This is a genomic window from Chitinophaga dinghuensis (assembly GCF_003259435.1).
GTDB lineage: Bacteria > Bacteroidota > Bacteroidia > Chitinophagales > Chitinophagaceae > Chitinophaga > Chitinophaga dinghuensis.
In genome coordinates this window covers 672533-692043 of record NZ_QLMA01000001.1, presented here as the reverse complement: position 1 = coordinate 692043, position 19511 = coordinate 672533, and the positions used below count along the sequence as shown (strand labels likewise).

Genomic DNA, 19511 nt, shown 5'->3' with positions numbered 1-19511 from the left:
TCCTCAAATCGACCATTTTTCCACCTTTTTCTCCCGTTTTTACATTTTTCACACTTCTAAACTAATTACTTAGTCAATTAACTAATAATTTAGTTGTTCAACTAAATTATTAGTTTTAAATTTATTCAACGAGAAAATCCAGCGAAACATGAAACAACTCACCAAAGCAGAAGAACAAATTATGCAGGCACTCTGGCAAACAGGTCCCGCATTCGTGAAAGATATCATCGAAGCCATGCCGGAACCAAAGCCACATTACAACACCGTGTCTACCCTTATCAAAATCCTGATCGAAAAGGGATTCGTAGAATTTAAAGTGTTTGGTAAATCACATCAATACTCCGCCACCATTTCCCGTGAAGCATACAGCCACAAAACAGTGAGCCACCTCGTAAAAGGTTACTTCGAAGGCTCCTTCAGCAACCTCGTATCCTTCTTTATTAAAGAAAAGGATATCAGCGTACAGGAACTGGAAAAACTGGTAGAACATATCAAAGACGCCCAAAAACACAATAAATGAAAATACTCACCTATTTTCTCCAGGTCATCTGCAGCTCCGGTATCCTCTACGGATATTACCTGCTCGCCCTGCGCAACAAAAGATTTCACGAATGGAACAGATACTATCTCCTCCTGCTTCCAATAGTATCGCTGCTGGTGCCCCTACTTAAAATACCACTGGAATCCACCGATACATCCGCTTCTTTTGTTTACGCCTATACCTATACGGCCGTTACCATCCGGGAAGGCCTGAGTAGTCGCCCTACCTTCAGCTACCAGTACCTGCTCACCATCCTTTACTGGATAATCGCGGCCCTGTTGTTGCTCCGTCTGCTGGTTTCCTGCTGGCGTATTATTCAGCTGGCGAAACGCCTGCCACAAGAACCCGTGCAGGATTACATACTCGTGGCACTGGACCAACCCACCAGCCCCTTCTCCTTCTTCTCCTGGATATTCTGGCATTATGACACGCCCATGTACGACCCGCAAGGCAAACGCATGTTGCAGCATGAAATGGTGCATGTCCGTCAATATCATAGCATCGATAAAATATGGATGAGCATCATCAGCGCTATCTGCTGGTTCAACCCCGTATTCTATCTCACCCAGAAAGAACTCGCCCTTGTTCATGAATTTATTGCCGATAAAAAGGCTGCAGGTAAGGAAATCTCCGGATACGCGGAAGCTATCCTCCAGAGCGCCTTTCAGAGCAGACAGTTTGCTATAACGAATGACTTTTTTTATCCGCCAATCAAAAGACGTATTCTTATGTTAACACAAATCCAAAAAGACAGATTCAGCTATCTCCGAAGAGTGATGATACTCCCGGTAGCTGGTATTATTTTTTGTTCCTTCGCTTTCGTGGCTGCGGCGAAACAAACATCCATGCCTGTTGCAGCAGGCATGAACGCCACGGGACAATCTTCCGATCCGGAAAAACAAGCCGCCTATCCAGGTGGACAAATCCCGATGGAAGAATTTATCATCAACAACCTCAGATACCCCCAAACGGCTATCGACCATCGTATCAGTGGTACCGTTATGATACACTTCACTGTAGCAGCCAATGGGAAAATCACCAATGCCCACACTTTAGCCGGCAAACAGCAAATCAGCAAGGAGATGGACGAAGAAGCGCTACGCGTTGTGAACAGCATGCCTAACTGGCAACCTGCAAAGGAAAATCATAAAAAGGTCGCTTCCGAGGTAGTGTTACCCGTTACTTTCCGACTACCTTGCAAACCATCTGATGTATTGACCTTTGTTGAAAAGCCGCCTCAGTTCCCCGACAATGATATAGTGGGCTACCTCATCAAAAATTTGAAATATCCCAAAGAGGCAAAGGAAAAACATATTAAAGGCACCGTTTTCCTACTGTTCGTGGTGGAGGCAGACGGCAGGATAAGGGATGTTCAACCGATGGGAAAATCACTTGGATATGGATTGGAAGAAGAGGCTATCAGAGTAGTAAACGCCATGCCATTATGGATTCCAGGCACACATCAAGGGAAGAAGGTTGCTGTGCAGTATGCCCTGCCTGTCAGGTTCGAACCCAATCGATAATTTCCTTCCACACAAAACTTAAAAAGCCGCCTCTACCAGGTAGAGACGGCTTTTAGTTTTTCTAAACAACACAACATTAATTATAAACAAAAGTGCCTGCAGGCGCTTTAACGGTTACTTGTTTCTTGTCGGCCGCCTCTACTCTTCCAATAATCTGTGCGTCAATATTAAAGCTTTTGGAAATCGCGATGATATCTGCTGCAATGGCTTCCGGCACATACAACTCCATACGGTGTCCCATATTAAATACCTGGTACATCTCTTTCCAGGAAGTACCTGATTGTTCCTGGATCAGCGTAAACAAAGGAGGTACAGGGAAGAGGTTGTCTTTGATTACATGCAGGTTCTCTATGAAGTGCAGCACTTTTGTCTGCGCACCGCCACTGCAATGCACCATACCATGAATCTGCGGACGGAATTGTTCCAATACTTTCTTGATCACCGGCGCATACGTACGGGTAGGTGACAATACCAGTTTACCCGCGTCTACCTGACCAAATCCAGGGATATCAATTTTATCTGTCAATGCTTTATTGCCGCTGAACACCAGTTCATAAGGAATTCCCGGATCAAAGCTTTCTGCATATTTCTCTGCAATTGCCTTATGGAACACATCATGACGGGCACTGGTCAGACCATTGCTTCCCATACCGCCATTGTAGCTGCTTTCATAAGTTGCCTGACCATAAGAGGCGAGCCCTACCACTACATCTCCTGCCTGGATACGATCATTAGAGATCACATCTTCTCTTTTCATACGGCAGGTAACGGTAGAATCCACAATGATAGTACGCACCAGATCACCCACATCGGCAGTTTCCCCGCCGGTGGAGTAAATACTGATACCATGATTACGGAGTTCCGCCAGAATTTCTTCTGTGCCATTGATAATAGCGGCAATTACTTCACCAGGCAACAGTTGCTTGTTACGGCCAATGGTGGAAGAAAGTAAAATATTATCGGTGGCGCCTACACAAAGCAGGTCGTCCATATTCATGATAATAGCATCCTGCGCAATGCCTTTCCAAACGCTGAGATCACCGGTTTCTTTCCAGTAAACATAAGCCAGGGAAGATTTGGTACCGGCGCCATCAGCATGCATGATATTGCAATAGGCTTCATCACCGCCCAGGATATCGGGCACTATTTTACAAAAAGCTTTTGGGAAAAGCCCTTTATCAATGTTCTTAATGGCGTTGTGTACATCTTCCTTGCCTGCGGAAACTCCACGTTTGGCGTAAATATTCTGGTCCACCTGGAATTAGAGATTTAGTAATTTAGAGATAGTAGAAATTGCTTCCGGCTGCAAAAGTAACAGATTCCGCGCAGAATGCCCGCCGAATGTGTTAGATTTGCGGGGCTTTTTGATTGTTATAGAATTATATGCAGGTTCACAGGGACTTAGATCACTTACCGGAATTCCGTAATGCGGTTGTTACCATTGGTACTTTTGATGGCGTACACCTTGGCCATCGTTACATTCTGCAGCAACTGGAACAGGCTGCTGCGGCCTGCAACGGCGAAACGGTGATTGTTACGTTCGACCCACATCCGCGGGAAGTACTGGGCAGCTCTGCTCAGCCAGTCAAATTATTGACGACCCTTCCCGAAAAAATTGCACTCCTGGAAAAACAGGGCATTGACCACCTCGTGGTAGTACCTTTTACCAGGGCTTTCTCTGAATTATCCGCACAGGCTTATCTGGAAGACTTCCTCATAGCCCGTTTCCATCCACATACCATCATTATTGGCTATGATCATCGTTTTGGTCATAACCGGGAAGGCGGACTGGAACTGCTGGAAGTTGAAAAGGAAAAATTTGGATTTGAACTGATAGAAATTCCACAACAGGTAGTACATGACCTCACCGTCAGCTCTACTAAAATCAGGAAAAGCTTACAGGACGGTAATATCCGCCTGGCCAATGAGCTGCTGGGATACCGCTATTTTATGACCGGCACGGTTGTTCATGGCGATAAAATGGGCCGTCAGCTGGGATTTCCTACTGCCAACCTGAAACTGGCAGACGAACGTAAACTGATTCCGGAAGAAGGTATCTATGCAGTACAGGTATCGCTGAATCGCCACTGGACCACTATTCCTGCCGTGATGAGTATCGGCACCCGCCCTACTTTCAATGGTACGGATCTGCGACTGGAAGTCCACATCTTTGATTTCAACAGAGAAATTTACGGCCAGACACTGACCGTTTATTTTGAAGAATATATCCGCGCCAATCAGAAATTTGACAATATCGATGATCTGGTGAAACAGATTTCAGCGGATGCAGAGAAAGCGAAGGAAATTCTTTCCAGGTAGCTTTACCTCTTTTTATCTGCAGATAAAACTAAAAAGGCCCTCTCAGTTTCGCTGAGAGGGCCTTTTCGTTATACTGATTTATAGTTATGCCATTATCTTGTACATCAGTTCTTTCAGGAGTTCTCCGTCTTCTACGCCACTATCATTAATGCCTATGCTCCGTAAGTTATAATGATGCAGCAACAGAATGGCTCTATCCGTTGCTTCCGGGCCATAGTTGCGGGCTGCCCCGATATAATCTTTCACAAAGAAAGGATGGACGCCCAATGCAGCAGCGATATCTTTTTCACCGCCTTTCACGACGAATACCAGGCTCATTTTGGAAAAATAGTTATAGAGTGCAGGGAGCATCATTTGCATAGGAGCCGCCTTAGGATTGGCCGCGAAATAGCTGATGATCTTATACACTTTGGTCGCATTTTTCTGCCCTAATGCATTTTGTAATTCAAATACATTGTATTCTTTACTGATCCCTACATATTTTTCAATATCGCTTTCGTCAATTTTCTTTTTGTCTGGCAGATTAACGAGAAGCTTATCTATTTCATTGGCGATCCGGGAGAGGTCATTACCAATATGATCCACCAGGAGTATAGCCGCTTTTTGGGAGATAGCCAGTCCCCGACTGGTGACATATCCTTCAGTCCAGGCAGGTAGCTGGTTATCGTACAATTTTTTGGTAGAAAGGAGTACGCCTTTTTCCTTAATCAGCTTGGCCATTTTACTCCTTCCATCGATTTTGCCTTGTTTGTGGGCCACTACAAACACAGTAGTGTTGAGCGGATTATCGATGTAGGCCTCCAGTTTCAGGAGGTCGCGCATGGCCTGGGCTTCTTTGAGTACGACTACCTGACGTTCAGCGAACATAGGATATCGGCGACAAGCATTAATAACCGTGCTCCAGTCGGTATCCTTTCCATACAGCACCGTGAGATTAAATCCTTTTTCCGCTTCCTCCAGGAGATGGTGTTCTGCATAATTCACCACCTGGTCGATGAAGAAGTCTTCATCCCCTTCCAGCCAGTAAAGGCTTTTAAATTTTTTCTGTTTCCAGTCTTTTATTATATCCTGATAATCCATGGATGGTACGAGCTATTAAAATTATTTGATCACCACAACATCTTCCGGCAGCAGCAATGGTAATCTTTTAAACCGGAGCAGGAGTTGCGCTACGGCCAGTACATCTTTCTGGCAATAGGTAGCGATGCGTTCCAGGTCTTTAGTTTCCCAGAATACCTTTCCAACCATACTGCCATCAATATCGTCTTTGGAGGAGTCTATTCCCATGACGGCGGTGAGCAGTTTAAGAGAGGTATAATGTTTAAAATCGCCAAAGCGCCAGAGGTGAAGGGTATCCACCACGGGCACTTCCCATGGTTTAAGGCCATGTAGCTGCAGTGATTTCGGCAAAGATAACTGATGTATCACAGAACGGCGGCAAATAAAGGGGATATCAAATTCCCGTATATTATGGCCAGCGTACTGAAAGCTGGGTATTCTTTCCTGGAATTTTTGAATAAGGTCAAAGAAATTATTCAGCAGTGCAACTTCGTCTTCGCTGGCGAAAGATTTCAGTCGAAGTTGGTATCTGTTATTTTCCAGGTGGAAGAAACCCACTGATATACAAACGATTCTGCCAAATTCGGCGAAGATGCCTGCCCTATCTGAATAAGAAGCATCTTCAGTTTCTGATTCTGGCGCAATTTTTGTGTTTTTCTCCCGCCAGAGCGCCTGCATGTGTGCGGGAAGTAGCTCCAATGCCGCCTCACCGGGCGTGGTTTCTATGTCAAGGAGCAATAACTGATCTAGTCCAATATTAGGTAACACGGATGGAAAACTGTTTTTTTAAGACTTGACTATTCTAAAAATAATTTTTAATACCTACTTTTGAATAACGATTTTTAACCATATAACACATAAACATAAAACAAACAACTATGACGGAGAACACTTTTAACACGCCTGCACCGGGATCTCCCGGACCAGAAAAACCCCGTAGCAGTCGCAATGTATTAATTTATGGTATATTGATCGCTGCCCTGGCAGGTACCTGGATATACATGTGGTACGACAAGAACAAATCTAATGAAATCGTATCTACTCAGAAAGTCCAGATCGATTCTTTAAATACCTCACATGATGCTTTACAGCAGGAATATGATGCTGCGAATGCGCGTCTGGATGATTTGATCAGTCAGAACACCCGCATGGACAGTCTCGTAAAAACCAAGGATAAGGAAATCCAGGATATGAAAGCGAGGATTTCCAGCATTCTGACCAAGAAAAATGCTACTCAGGCAGAACTGGCAGAAGCGCGTCGTTTGATTGAGCAGTTGAAATCTAACATTGAAGGATATCAGCAAACAATTGAGCGTTTGGAAGGCGAGAAAATTGTACTGGCTGGTGAAAGAGATGTAGCGCGTAAAGAGAGAGATTCTGTATCTACTGTGAAAGACAGTCTTGGTAAGAAGGTAGAACTTGGTTCTGTATTACATGCATCCAACATCCGGCTGGAGCCAATCCGTGTAAAAAACAACGGCAAAGAAGTGGCTACCACCAAAGCGAAGAAAGCAGATATGATGCGCGTGGAGTTTGATCTGGATGATAACAGAATTGCACCAAGTGGTGACAAAGAAATCTATGTGGCTATTTCTGCACCAGATGGTTCACCACTGGCAGTAGAAGCGCTGGGTTCCGGCAGATTCACACTGGAAGACGGTACTGAAAAATTATATACAGCTAAGAAAACTGTAAGTTATGTTCAGGGCCAGAAACAGGCAGTATCCATGGATTGGAAACAGAATTCTGATTTCAAACCAGGCGACTATGCAGTAGAAATTTATCACAATGGCTTTAAGATTGGTCAGGGTAAAGTAACACTGAGAAAAGGTGGATTATTTTAATGGCTTGTTAATACATACAAGAAATTATGAAAAGGCGGAACAGTTGTTCCGCCTTTTCTGTTTTAATGCGACAAATAAGTGTACTTTTTTCGAGGAGAGGGTTTGTTAATGATTAGTTATTGGAGAAAAGTTATATATAAAAATAAAATTAAATTAACGTTCTTTGTGTTCATAATCAGAAAGAGATAGCCGGAGGCCAGTAAGCACTGGAACAAAGAAACCAATGCATTAAAGCAGCTAGTGACCAGGACGTATAATGTGACGGATAACCCATACTATTAAAACTAATCGATAGCAGATTTCAGAACACCCTATTCAACCCTGAAGTCAGAACATCCTTTGTTTTAATGATGCTCATCCGGTGCATTATTCAAATGAAAAATTGATGCTTTACCTCCCTTAAGCTATTACCGGAATAGTTCAGAAGCCCAATTAATACACAAGCATGGAAGACATCAACAAAATAGTGTACGTTGTAGATGATGATGAAATATTTCATTTCATCATAAAAAAAATGTTGGTACAGCAGGACGACAATCTGGTTGTAACATCATTCCTTTGTGCCGAAGAAGCTTTGGACCATCTATCTGCCGTACCTCAGCCACCGCTGCCTTCGCTTATAATCCTGGACATGAATATGGACCGTATGAATGGTTGGGATTTCATTGAAGCATATCGTGGTCTGAAAACATCCCTCAAAAACTCGATTCCGATTATTATGTGTTCATCCTCTGTGGATGTTCGGGATTTGCAAAAAGTAGAGAAGACGCCGGAGTTAATGGCGTATATCACCAAGCCCCTGGACAAAAACAAACTAAAGGTGATTGAGGAATATCTTTAAACTAAAAAGGCCCTCTCTGTAGAACAGAGAGGGCCTTTTTAGTTTATCTATCTTAACGACTATGCTAATACTGCATTGCTGTACATTTCTTCACGCAGCGATTTTACACGCTCATCAGCCAGGTACTCATCAAAGGTCATCATTCTATCGATAATACCTTTAGGAGTCAGTTCAATGATACGGTTTGCTACGGATTGCATGTAGGTATGGTCATGTGTAGTGAACAGTACGATACCTTTATAGTTGATCATGCTTTCGTTGAATGACTGGATTGATTCCAGATCCAGGTGGTTGGTAGGTTCGTCCAGGATAACCACGTTTGGATCTTGCAGCATCATACGACTCAGCATACAACGCACTTTTTCTCCACCACTCAGTACAGAAGTTTTCTTCATGATCTCATCGCCACCGAACAGCATTTTACCGAGGAATCCGCGCAGGAATGGCTCGTCTACATCTGTTACGTGAGCAGGCACGTACTGACGTAACCAATCCAGGAGATTTACATCCTTATCGGTGAAGAATTCTGCGTTATCGTTTGGCAGGTATGCTTTGGTAACGGTAGTACCCCATTCCATTTTACCGCTGTCTGCTTCTGCTTCGCCATTGATTACCTCGAAGAAGGTAGTCAGCGCCAGGTGGTCTTTAGACAGGAAGGCCACTTTATCTCCTTTGTTCACAGAGAAAGTAACATCAGTAAACAGCTTACGACCGTCAATTGATTTTTCCAGTTTCTCTACGTTCAGGATTTGGTTACCTACTTCACGGATTTGTTTGAAGATGATACCAGGGTATTTACGGTTGGAAGGCTGGATATCTTCGATTACCAGTTTTTCCAATGCTTTCTTACGGGAAGTAGCCTGTTTAGATTTAGAAGCGTTGGCAGAAAATCGGGCGATGAAGTCCATGAGGTCTTTACGCTTATCTTCCATCTTCTTGTTCTTATCGGCAATCTGGCGGGCCATCAACTGGGATGATTCATACCAGAAGGAGTAGTTACCGCTGAAGATCTGGATTTTTGCACGGTCCACATCAGCAACGTGTGTACAAACAGCATCCAGGAAGTGACGGTCGTGGGATACAACGATCACGATGTTTTCGTAGTCTGCCAGGAAGTTCTCCAACCAACCGATCGTTTCCACGTCCAGGTCGTTGGTAGGCTCATCCAGGAGCAGGATATCAGGATTTCCGAACAGTGCCTGTGCCAGGAGCACACGTACTTTCATACTACCTGCAATATCTTTCATTAATACATTGTGCAGTTCTTCTTTTACACCCAGGTCGCCGAGCAGTACTCCGGCATCGCTTTCAGCAGTATAACCGCCCATCTCGCCGTATTCGCCTTCCAGCTCGCCTGCACGGATACCATCCTCTTCAGTGAAGTCCTCTTTTGCATAAATGGTATCACGCTCATTGGCAATCTCCCACAGCTTCTTGTTGCCCATTAATACTGCATTCAGTACCGTAACTTCGTCAAATTCAAAGTGGTTCTGTTTCAGTACGGACATACGCTCGCCGGGAGTGATTTCCACGGTACCTTTGTTCGGCTCGATTTCACCGGACAATATCTTCAGGAAAGTAGACTTACCTGCTCCATTGGCCCCAATCACACCATAACAGTTCCCTTTCGTGAAATTGAGGTTTACTTCGTCAAACAATACTCTCTTTCCAAAAGAGAGGGTTACGTTTTTAACACTGATCATGCTGGCTATGTAAATTTTGAAGCCGCAAAGTTACGAATATATACCCGGCTTTCCAACATGAGACATGATAAGGTAATATTAGTTTTACACCCGCTGTAATGGAATATTAATAAATAACTTATAAATTTACTTTTGTGACCATGTAAGAGAACGACGCTTTAACGGAAGTATATTTGTCCGAATGGCGGTCGTCTCCCGAAATTATCCTAACAAATCACACATAATCAACAATATATACATAGTAAATCCTATACCCTATGAACTTTCATTATCAGGTAGAACAAGTAGCTTACTGGATTGACCAGGGAGAATCCGTTATTTCCATCAAAAAAGATAACCTGGTTAAAGAACTGACCGAAGACGAGATTGATCAGGTGGCAGTTGCCTATCGGCAACATAAACAGCAATTTAAACCGAAATCAAAACATCAATCTGCCCTCCCACTGGTGTATGGCATCGGATTCATATTGATAGGACTTTTCAGAATCGTTGCATCCGCCCCAGCGTGGATTGGCTGGCTATGCGTATTTATCGGCGCGATCCGAATAGTCGCCTATTTTGTAATGCTGAACGAATCCGAAAAAGATGAGGAAAATATGGATTATAACATTAGTAAGACACATATGCTCGAAAAGCTCGCAGATGATCTGCAAGCCGCCAGAGAACAAGCAGCAACCACTGCCTAATTCGCTCATTCATTAACGACGTCCATCTATTTTGTGATGTCATCTCCATAAAAATTCGGTTATGCTGAATTACTATACAGAAGTTCACAAAATAGATGCGTTGCTTAAAGAAGGACTGGATGAGGAAATGATCATTACCCGCTCTGCAATGGCTGCAAATGAAGTACAAATGACCATCCAGACGATCCAGGCATATGAGGATGCACATCCCGACTGGAATACCTATCCCAAGTCCAATAAAGTCATGAACTTCGTGGAAGGCAAGTACGGGTGGATCTTAGCGGATGTTTTAGCACTATTCTTCTTGCCACTTTTTTTTATTCTCGGACCATTGGGGGCTCCCTTATTTCAAGCATCAAAAGAGCATAACGTAGCTAAAAAAGATGCACCCATCATTACCAAGGCAAAATACCTGGATGCATTCGCCGATCAATTACAAGCAGCCAATCTGGGAATGAAATAACAACCATAGTCTTTCACTCTATATTCTATTAACCTATGAATTATCTGCAATATGTAAAAGACATAGATGTATACCTTTCAAAAGGAGAAACACCTGATAGCCTGATAGAGAAAAAACTATTGCCAGAATTATCAACAGGAATGATCTATTTTATCGCAGAGGAAATTCATGCACTGGTAATGCCTCCCCGCATCCTCGTATACATCCCTGAATTTATCGGCGTATTAATCATTACGCTTACAACAGGGGTTTTGTATGCTATAAACAGAGCAATTATAACGTTAGAAATAGGCGCCGTATTAGTGATTGCCTTTCTTATTTTCAGATATTTCAAGACGAAAAATGCCCGCTCTGCAATACGCGGGAAATATGCCACATTAAGACATCAGCAACTGCTGATGATCGCCACGAAAGCCATTGCGCTGGCAAATAAATAAGTTCGCCTGCCCCGCATTTTTGAAACCACTTTCGTCCGTATCTTTAGCGCAAAATAAACTGCGCGCTATGACTGATTATAATCAGGTTTTTGAGAACAACAGAAAGTGGGTTGCTTCTAAAACAGCCACTGAAGCCGATTTCTTTGAGAAAATGGCAGACTCCCAATCACCCAAATATCTTTACATTGGTTGTAGCGACAGCCGTGTACCCACCAACGAGATCATGGGACTGGAAGCAGGAGAAGTATTCGTACACCGCAATATTGCGAACCTGGTATGCAATACAGACCTGAACGTAATGTCCGTCATCAATTATGCCGTTGTGCACCTGGAAGTGAAACATATCATCGTTTGCGGTCACTATAACTGCGGCGGGGTGAAAGCAGCCATGCAACCACAAGATCTGGGCATCCTTAATCCGTGGCTCCGGAATATCCGCGACGTATATCGCCTCCATATGGATGAGCTCAATGCCATCACTAATGAACACGACCGTTACAACCGACTGGTAGAACTGAACGTACAGGAACAGTGCATCAATATTATCAAAACTGCTGCCGTACAGAAAATGTATACCAGCAAAGGCTACCCTACCGTTCATGGCTGGGTATATGATCTGAAAAACGGTTTACTGAAAGATCTCCAGATCGATTTCGAAGGCGTACTGCACGAAATCCAACGTATCTATGATCTGACAGGACAAGGCCTCATGAAGAACGATTCCGAATAATTTCAATAATTGACGATGGGTCCTATTGGTATTTTTGACTCAGGCTATGGCGGCCTGACGGTTATGAAAGAAATTGTAGCAGCGCTACCAGATTACGACTATATCTACCTCGGCGACAACGCCCGCGCACCTTACGGCAACCGCGGATTTGACACCATTCATACCTATACGTTACAATGCATTCAGCAACTGTTTCATATGGGATGTCCATTGGTGATTGTAGCTTGTAATACCGCCTCTGCAAAAGCACTCAGAACCATTCAACAAAAGGACCTGCCACAAATTGCGCCAGACAACCGGGTACTGGGTGTTATCAGGCCCACCACAGAAATGGTAGGCACCATCACCCAAACGGGAGAAGTAGGTATTCTCGCCACCAACGGCACCGTTAATTCTGAATCCTATCCGATAGAAATTGCCAAATTCTATCCGCATGTCAAAACATTCCAGCAAGCATGCCCAATGTGGGTACCGCTCATTGAGAATAATGAACATGACAACGAAGGAGCAGATTACTTCGTAAAGGAATATCTCGACAAAATCCTCTCCCAATCCACCAACATCGATACGCTGGTGTTAGGCTGCACACATTATCCTTTGCTGATGCGTAAAATCAAGCAACACCTTCCCGGCGGTATCACCGTACTGGCACAGGGAAAAATCGTTGCCCGCAGCCTGCAGGATTATCTGAAAAGACATCCTGAAATGGAAGAGCGCCTAACGAAAACGCATAAACGTAATTTCTATACCACTGATGATCCCGGCATCTTTGATAAGATGGCTGAAATTTTCTTCGGACACACAGTGATATCGGAGAAAATTGATGCAGAGAAATTATAAGCTGTATAAAAAATAAAGGCCTTGACATCTGCGATGTCAAGGCCTTTATTTTTATATTGATCTCTGCGGCAGGCAGGAATCTGTTAGAGATTAGTAGCCCTCCAATTTCAGCAGAAATGCGAACTCCAATGCCTTATCTTTCAGCATTTCAAATCGGCCAGAAGCCCCTCCATGCCCCGTTTCCATATTTGTATGCAATAACAATAAATGGCGATCGGTTTTCAGTTCTCTCAACTTCGCGACCCATTTTGCCGGCTCCCAATATTGTACCTGCGAATCATGCAGTCCTGTTGTCACCAACAGATTCGGATAGTCAGTACTACGAACATTATCATAGGGAGAATAAGACAGCATATAATCATAGGCATCCTTGTTTTTAGGATTCCCCCATTCATCAAACTCTCCGGTAGTAAGCGGAATGCTTTCATCCAGCATCGTAGTGACCACATCTACAAATGGCACCTGCGCTACCACACCATTCCACAACTCAGGACGCATATTGATCACTGCGCCCATCAACAAGCCGCCGGCACTGCCTCCCATGGCATACAAATGCGCCGCAGAAGTATACTTTTCTTTCACCAGGAAATCAGCACAGTCAATGAAATCAGTAAAGGTATTTTTCTTCTTAAACATCTTTCCGTCTTCATACCACTGACGTCCCATCTCCTGCCCTCCCCGGATGTGAGCAATCGCATAAGCAAAGCCACGATCCAGTAAACTGAGGGTAGCACTACTGAAATAGACATCCATGCTATGGCCGTAAGATCCGTATGCATAAAGCAATAGCGGGCGACTTCCATCTCTCGTAAATCCCTTACGATACACGATAGAAACAGGTACCGTTGTACCATCGGTGGCTACTGCCATTAATCGCTCTGATACATACTGCGATTGGTCATATCCACCCAGGACTTCCTGTTGACGCTTCAATACAGATTCTTCTGTCTGCATATTATAATCATACACAGAACCTGGCGTAATCATGGATACATAGCCATAGCGAAGCAGGTGGCTGTCCATCTCCGGATTGTTGCTGATATAAGCCGAATAAGCCGCTTCAGAGAATTGGATATACTGCTCCCTGCCCGTTTTGAAGTGTATGACACGTATTTGCGTAAGACCATTTTTGCGCTCACCCAATGCCATATAATCCTGGAAGAGGGAAAGCTCTTCGAGTAATACATCGCTGCGATGCGGAATCAATTCCTGCCAGTGTTCCCTGGAAGTCTGATCCAGCGGACATTCCATCAGTTTAAAATTCAATGCATCCCAGTTGGTCAGTACATAAAACTTATCATCCCGATGATCTACATGGTAAAGCATTTCCCGGGTACGCGGCTGAAATACTGTAAACTCGGCAGCAGGCGTATTGGAAGGGATATAGCGAATTTCTGAAGTCAACGTGCTCTCGCTGGTGATAAGGATATATTTCCCAGACTTGGTCTTGTGAACGCCAACATCAAAGGTTTCATCTGCTTCTACATATACTTCGGTATCAGTTTCGGCTTCGCTGCCCAGTAGATGTCGCATCACGCGGTCGGCTCGCAGTGTAACGGGATCTTTTCGTGTATAGAACAACGTTAGATTGTCCGCCGCCCAGGTATAAGAAGGAGTTGTATCTGTAATGCTGTCTGGCAGCAGTTCTCCGGTACTCAGATTTTTTATGCGCAGGGTATATTTACGGCGGCTAACCGTGTCTATTCCATAAGCCAGCAGTTGTGCATCCGGACTGATAGTGAGTCCGCTCACCTGGCAATAGCTATGTCCTTCAGCGAGGATATTCACATCCAGAATGATTTCTTCCGGGTTATCCAGGTGATCTTTTTTGCGGCAATAGATGGGATATTCCCGTCCTTCTTCGTAGCGGGTATAATAGTAGTAGCCATTCTTCAGATAGGGAACGCCCATATCTGTTTCTTTAATACGGCCTTTCATTTCATGGAAAAGCTGTTCACGCAACTCTTTCTGAGGAGCGAGAACAGCTTCCAGGTAAGTATTTTCGGCATTCAGGTAATCGATTACCTGTTGATTTTCGCGATCATTTAGCCAATAATAGTCATCTTGTCGGGTATGTCCGTGAATAGAGAGTTCTTTGGCGATTTTCTCTGCGGACGGCGGGGTAATATTTTCCATGCTCATCTTGCATTGTTTTGAATGCAGATAAAATTAAGGAAAATAAACCTATACGATTTTCATGGCTACCGGGTCCCAATGAATAAGTTGTTTGCTGAAATAACTTTCGTTTGAAAGTAAAGCCGGACCTGCAGCACGGAGGCCGAAAGTAGCGTCTTCTACTACTGGTTTGCCTGTGCGTACCGATTCAAAGAAGTTATGGAAATGTTCCAGTCGGTCGTCATAGCCGACTGGGGCCGTATAGCCGGAAGTGCTTAGCTCAGTAGCTTCGGCCGCAGTGCCGTACTGGCGTTGATACTCCTTAACAAACTGCTGTTGTATGGCTTCGGGGAAAGTATTGAATGTATCCCATCCGCCATAGCCGGGAGCTTGCGGCAGTTTATGTTTTTTAATTTTGAATTCATTACCGCCCAGTTCCATAACGCCCTCCGTACCAATCAAGCGGGTTACTTCTCCACCGCCGCCGCCATCTGCGAAATTCACGCGGAGCGTCATTTGGAAGGCAGGATGGGTACTGGTAGCAGGATAATCGAAAATTGCCACTACCACATCAGGTACGTCTCTGCCATCTTTCCACTGCACGAGGTTTCCGGTAGCGTATACACGTTCCGGCCCCAGGGAACCCGTAATGTAATGTAACCCGGAAATCAGGTGTACAAAGAGATCGCCGGGAATACCTGTTCCATATGCTCTGTAATTGCGCCAACGGAAGAAGCGTTTGGGATCGTAGGGCATCTTGGTGGTATCCTTCAGGTAGGTATCGAAATCGACTGTTTTAGGGGAAGCATCCGGCGGAATGGAGTATTGCCAGGCGCCGAGTGCAGAATGGCGATCCATGCGGGCTTCCACGATATTGAGTTGGCCTATTTCGCCGGCCAGGTATTTTTTCCGGGCTTCTGCAAGCACAATGCTGCTCACGCGTTGACTACCTACCTGGAAAATGGCTTTGGTGCGCTGTTGCGTCGCAATTACCTGGTGTCCTTCCTCGATCTGTTGCACCATAGGCTTTTCGCAGTATACTGCTTTACCGGCATTCATGGCATCAATAGCCATGGTATCATGCCAGAAATCAGGCGTAGCAATGATGACCGCATCAATGTCTTTTCTGTGGAGGATTTCGCGGTAATCGCGGGTAGTAAACACTTGTTTACCATAAACTTCTTTGACCCGGGTGAGATGGCCGTCGTACAGGTCAGCGGCTGCAACTAGTTCTACGCCTGGAATTTTCAGGGCGCAATTAACATCGCCAAAGCCCATGATTCCCATGCCGATGCAGGCGAGTCTGATTTTATCATTGGAAGACACGTGGGCATTGGGCTGCAGTAGTTCCATGGTTTCGCGATCTTTGGCAAGGGCTGCCAGTGGGCCAACTCCCAGCAGGGCCGCGGTACTGCCGAGATGTTTGATGAATTTTCTACGAGATTGTTCAGACATAAGGTTTCAGTGTGTGGGTACACATGATAGTAAAAAAATCCCGGAAGGCCGTTATTAGAAGGATGAGTGGCGGGCAAAAAAAATCCTCTCCGCGAGGGAGAGGACTTTTAAATATTGCATCAGTTAGTAAAAGCTGACTATTTCTCTGTAGTCAAACCAGCGCCGATGAACTCACGGTTCAGTCGCGCGATGTTGGTCAGAGAGATTTCTTTAGGACATTCCGCTTCGCAGGCGCCAGTGTTGGTGCAGCTACCGAAACCTTCTTTATCCATTTGTGCCACCATGTTGAGGGCACGTGTTTTTCTTTCAGGATCGCCTTGTGGTAACAGTGCCAGTTGAGAAACTTTCGCAGATACGAAGAGCATTGCGGAAGAGTTTTTACAAGCAGCTACGCAAGCGCCGCAACCGATACAAGCAGCAGCAGCGAAAGCCAGATCTGCTTTATGTTTATCGATAGGCAGACAGTTAGCGTCCTGGGCGTTACCGGTATTTACAGAGATATAACCACCTGCTTCGATGATACGATCGAAAGCGCTACGGTCTACGGTCAGATCTTTCACCACAGGGAAAGCGCCTGCTCTCCAAGGTTCAACGGTGATGGTATCGCCGTCTTTGAAAGCGCGCATGTGCAGCTGGCAGGTAGTAGTACCGTCCCAAGGGCCGTGAGCGCGACCGTTGATGTGCATGGAGCACATACCGCAGATACCTTCGCGGCAGTCATGGTCAAATGCGATTGGTTCTTTTCCGTCGTTGATCAGATCTTCATTCACCACGTCGAACATTTCCAGGAAAGACATTTCAGAAGAAATATTTTTTGCCTGCAGTGTTTCAAATCTACCCTGATCGTTTCTGTTTTTCTGCCTCCACACTTTTAATGTGAGGTTCATGTTATAATGTTCCATATGCTTGGACAATTATTTGATTATTAATCGTGGCCGTATTGTATGTAATGTGGCCGTTACCCTTATTTATAGCTACGTTGAGAAGGTTTAACTTCTTCGAATACCAGGTCTTCTTTATGCAGTACATATTCAGAAGGGCCTTTATATTCCCAAGCAGCTACATAGCTGAAGTTTTCGTCATCGCGTTTTGCTTCACCATCATCCGTTTGAGATTCTTCACGGAAGTGGCCACCGCAAGATTCGCGACGGTTGAGCGCATCCTGGCACATCAGTTCGCCCAGTTCGAGGAAGTCAGCCACGCGGCCAGCTTTTTCGAGTTCAGGGTTGAATTCATTTTCATCGCCAGGGATACGTACATCTTTCCAGAATTCAGCGCGCAGGGCTCTGATTTCTTCGATTGCTTCTTTCAGACCTTGTTCGTTACGGGCCATACCGCATTTATCCCACATGATTTTACCCAGCTTTTTGTGGAAGTGGTCAACGGATTTGGAACCTTTGATGCTCATCAGTTTAGCGATGGTATCGCGTACTTTGCTTTCTGCATCAGCGAAGGCAGGGTGATCGAGAGAAATTGCTTTTACGCGGATTTCGTCAGCGAGGTAGTTACCGATAGTGTAAGGGATTACGAAGTAACCATCTGCCAGACCTTGCATCAGTGCGGAAGCACCGAGACGGTTTGCACCGTGGTCAGAGAAGTTAGCTTCACCGAGGGAGTACAGCCCAGGAACGGTTGTTTGCAGTTCATAGTCTACCCAGAGGCCACCCATTGTATAGTGAACGGCAGGGTAAATACGCATTGGTGTTTCGTAAGGATTTTCACCAGTGATTTTAGCGTACATATCGAAGAGGTTACCGTATTTCTCAGCAACTACTTCTTTACCCAGTTTAATGATTTCTTCTTTGGATACGCCGTGCATTTGACGTTTGTTGGCTTCGATGTTGCCATAACGTTCAATTGCCGCTGCGAAGTCCAGGAATACTGCCTGTTTGGAAGTACCTACGCCATAACCGGCATCGCATCTTTCTTTAGCAGCGCGGGAAGCCACGTCACGAGGAACGAGGTTACCGAATGCAGGGTATCTTCTTTCCAGGTAATAATCTCTTTCTTCTTCAGGGATATCGCTGGCTTTGCGGGTATCGTTTTGTTTTTTAGGCACCCAGATACGACCGTCGTTACGCAGTGATTCTGACATGAGGGTCAGTTTGGACTGGTGATCGCCGGAAACCGGGATACAGGTAGGGTGGATCTGTGTGAAGCAAGGGTTTGCGAAGTAAGCGCCGTTTTTGGTAGCTTTCCAGGCAGCGGTTACGTTAGAACCCATTGCGTTGGTGGAGAGGAAGAAAACGTTACCATAACCACCGGAGCAGATCAGCACAGCGTGGCCGAAGTGGCGTTCCAGTTGACCTGTAATGAGGTTACGTGCGATGATACCGCGTGCTTTACCATCGATTTTCACGATGTCCAGCATTTCGTGGCGGCTGTACATAGTCACGTTACCGAGAGCTACCTGACGTTCCAGAGCGGAGTAAGCGCCGAGCAGCAGCTGTTGGCCGGTTTGACCCGCAGCATAGAAAGTACGTTGTACCTGGGTACCACCGAAAGAACGGTTGGAGAGCAGGCCGCCGTATTCGCGCGCAAAAGGAACACCTTGCGCAACGCATTGGTCGATGATGTTACCACTTACTTCTGCCAGACGATGAACGTTGGCTTCACGTGCGCGGTAATCGCCACCTTTAACAGTATCGTAGAAGAGACGGTAAACGGAGTCACCATCATTTTGGTAGTTTTTTGCAGCATTGATACCACCCTGGGCAGCAATACTGTGAGCGCGGCGTGGGCTATCCTGAAAGCAGAATGCTTTAACTTTATATCCTAACTCACCTAATGAAGCCGCTGCTGAAGCACCAGCTAAACCGGTACCAATAACGATAATTTCCAGATTACGTTTATTGGCAGGGTTTACCAGCTTACAATGTCCTTTATAATCTTCCCATTTTGAATTTAATGGGCCTGCAGGAATTTTTGCGTTCAACATATATCCTAACTTTTCAG

At 45.1% G+C, this 19511-nt stretch carries 18 protein-coding genes; 10 read left to right on the top strand and 8 right to left on the bottom strand.

Going from position 1 to position 19511, the window contains the following annotated elements; genetic code table 11:
- Window positions 1-148 precede the first annotated feature (148 nt).
- Together CLV59_RS02825 and CLV59_RS02820 are read left to right on the top strand one after the other, a co-directional pair.
- Window positions 149-520 carry a BlaI/MecI/CopY family transcriptional regulator gene (locus CLV59_RS02825; protein ID WP_111590480.1) on the top strand — a complete coding sequence of 124 codons (372 nt, stop codon included), beginning with the start codon at window positions 149-151 and terminating at the stop codon, window positions 518-520.
- Entirely contained in the window at window positions 517-2064 is a 1548-nt protein-coding gene (locus CLV59_RS02820; protein WP_111590479.1) for a M56 family metallopeptidase, read from the top strand. The genes CLV59_RS02825 and CLV59_RS02820 overlap by 4 nt, the downstream gene beginning before the upstream one ends.
- A 76-nt stretch (window positions 2065-2140) precedes the next feature.
- Here CLV59_RS02820 and CLV59_RS02815 read toward each other — a convergent pair whose 3' ends face one another.
- Window positions 2141-3319, bottom strand: a complete 1179-nt coding sequence (locus CLV59_RS02815; protein ID WP_111590478.1) for an AIR synthase related protein — start codon at window positions 3317-3319, stop codon at window positions 2141-2143.
- A 128-nt stretch (window positions 3320-3447) separates the two neighbouring features.
- Here CLV59_RS02815 and CLV59_RS02810 point away from each other — a divergent pair, with 128 nt between their 5' ends.
- Window positions 3448-4383 (top strand): bifunctional riboflavin kinase/FAD synthetase, encoded by a 936-nt coding sequence (locus CLV59_RS02810; RefSeq protein WP_111590477.1) that lies wholly within the window; start codon window positions 3448-3450, stop codon window positions 4381-4383.
- Window positions 4384-4467: 84 nt separating this feature from the next.
- Here the strand turns inward: CLV59_RS02810 and holA are convergent, their stop codons facing one another.
- Window positions 4468-5463 carry a DNA polymerase III subunit delta gene (holA, locus tag CLV59_RS02805; protein ID WP_111590476.1) on the bottom strand — a complete coding sequence of 332 codons (996 nt, stop codon included), beginning with the start codon at window positions 5461-5463 and terminating at the stop codon, window positions 4468-4470.
- 21 nt (window positions 5464-5484) lie between these two features.
- A complete protein-coding gene (locus CLV59_RS02800; RefSeq protein ID WP_111590475.1) occupies window positions 5485-6210 on the bottom strand; it encodes a ribonuclease H-like domain-containing protein in 726 nt (241 codons plus the stop codon).
- A 110-nt stretch (window positions 6211-6320) separates the two neighbouring features.
- Between CLV59_RS02800 and CLV59_RS02795 the strand changes: the two genes are divergently transcribed.
- Together CLV59_RS02795 and CLV59_RS02790 are read left to right on the top strand one after the other, a co-directional pair.
- Window positions 6321-7286: a hypothetical protein gene (locus CLV59_RS02795; protein WP_111590474.1), complete on the top strand. Its 966-nt coding sequence runs from the start codon at window positions 6321-6323 to the stop codon at window positions 7284-7286.
- A gap of 445 nt (window positions 7287-7731) precedes the next feature.
- Window positions 7732-8127, top strand: coding sequence for a response regulator (locus CLV59_RS02790; protein ID WP_111590473.1), 396 nt, complete (start codon window positions 7732-7734; stop codon window positions 8125-8127).
- A 59-nt stretch (window positions 8128-8186) separates the two neighbouring features.
- Here the strand turns inward: CLV59_RS02790 and CLV59_RS02785 are convergent, their stop codons facing one another.
- Window positions 8187-9830, bottom strand: a complete 1644-nt coding sequence (locus CLV59_RS02785) for an ABC-F family ATP-binding cassette domain-containing protein (protein ID WP_111590472.1) — start codon at window positions 9828-9830, stop codon at window positions 8187-8189.
- A gap of 257 nt (window positions 9831-10087) precedes the next feature.
- Here CLV59_RS02785 and CLV59_RS02780 point away from each other — a divergent pair, with 257 nt between their 5' ends.
- From CLV59_RS02780 to murI, 5 genes are all read left to right on the top strand, one after another.
- Window positions 10088-10516, top strand: coding sequence for a hypothetical protein (locus CLV59_RS02780; RefSeq protein WP_111590471.1), 429 nt, complete (start codon window positions 10088-10090; stop codon window positions 10514-10516).
- A 61-nt stretch (window positions 10517-10577) separates the two neighbouring features.
- Window positions 10578-10979, top strand: coding sequence for a hypothetical protein (locus CLV59_RS02775; RefSeq protein ID WP_111590470.1), 402 nt, complete (start codon window positions 10578-10580; stop codon window positions 10977-10979).
- A gap of 35 nt (window positions 10980-11014) precedes the next feature.
- Complete coding sequence (locus CLV59_RS02770; RefSeq protein ID WP_111590469.1) at window positions 11015-11416, top strand: hypothetical protein; 402 nt, start codon at window positions 11015-11017, stop codon at window positions 11414-11416.
- Window positions 11417-11483: 67 nt separating this feature from the next.
- Window positions 11484-12146: a carbonic anhydrase gene (locus CLV59_RS02765; RefSeq protein ID WP_111590468.1), complete on the top strand. Its 663-nt coding sequence runs from the start codon at window positions 11484-11486 to the stop codon at window positions 12144-12146.
- Window positions 12147-12161: 15 nt separating this feature from the next.
- On the top strand, window positions 12162-12986 hold the full coding sequence (gene murI / locus CLV59_RS02760; RefSeq protein ID WP_111590467.1) for a glutamate racemase: 825 nt from the start codon (window positions 12162-12164) through the stop codon (window positions 12984-12986).
- A gap of 90 nt (window positions 12987-13076) precedes the next feature.
- Here murI and CLV59_RS02755 read toward each other — a convergent pair whose 3' ends face one another.
- The 4 genes from CLV59_RS02755 to CLV59_RS02740 all read right to left on the bottom strand — a co-directional run bounded on the left by CLV59_RS02755 (window position 13077) and on the right by CLV59_RS02740 (window position 19494).
- Window positions 13077-15122, bottom strand: a complete 2046-nt coding sequence (locus tag CLV59_RS02755; protein ID WP_245950748.1) for a S9 family peptidase — start codon at window positions 15120-15122, stop codon at window positions 13077-13079.
- A 48-nt stretch (window positions 15123-15170) separates the two neighbouring features.
- Window positions 15171-16556 (bottom strand): Gfo/Idh/MocA family protein, encoded by a 1386-nt coding sequence (locus CLV59_RS02750; protein ID WP_111590465.1) that lies wholly within the window; start codon window positions 16554-16556, stop codon window positions 15171-15173.
- Between the two features lie 137 nt (window positions 16557-16693).
- Window positions 16694-17458 (bottom strand): succinate dehydrogenase/fumarate reductase iron-sulfur subunit, encoded by a 765-nt coding sequence (locus CLV59_RS02745; protein WP_111590464.1) that lies wholly within the window; start codon window positions 17456-17458, stop codon window positions 16694-16696.
- Between the two features lie 62 nt (window positions 17459-17520).
- Window positions 17521-19494 (bottom strand): fumarate reductase/succinate dehydrogenase flavoprotein subunit, encoded by a 1974-nt coding sequence (locus CLV59_RS02740; RefSeq protein WP_111590463.1) that lies wholly within the window; start codon window positions 19492-19494, stop codon window positions 17521-17523.
- Between the last annotated feature and the right edge of the window lie 17 nt (window positions 19495-19511).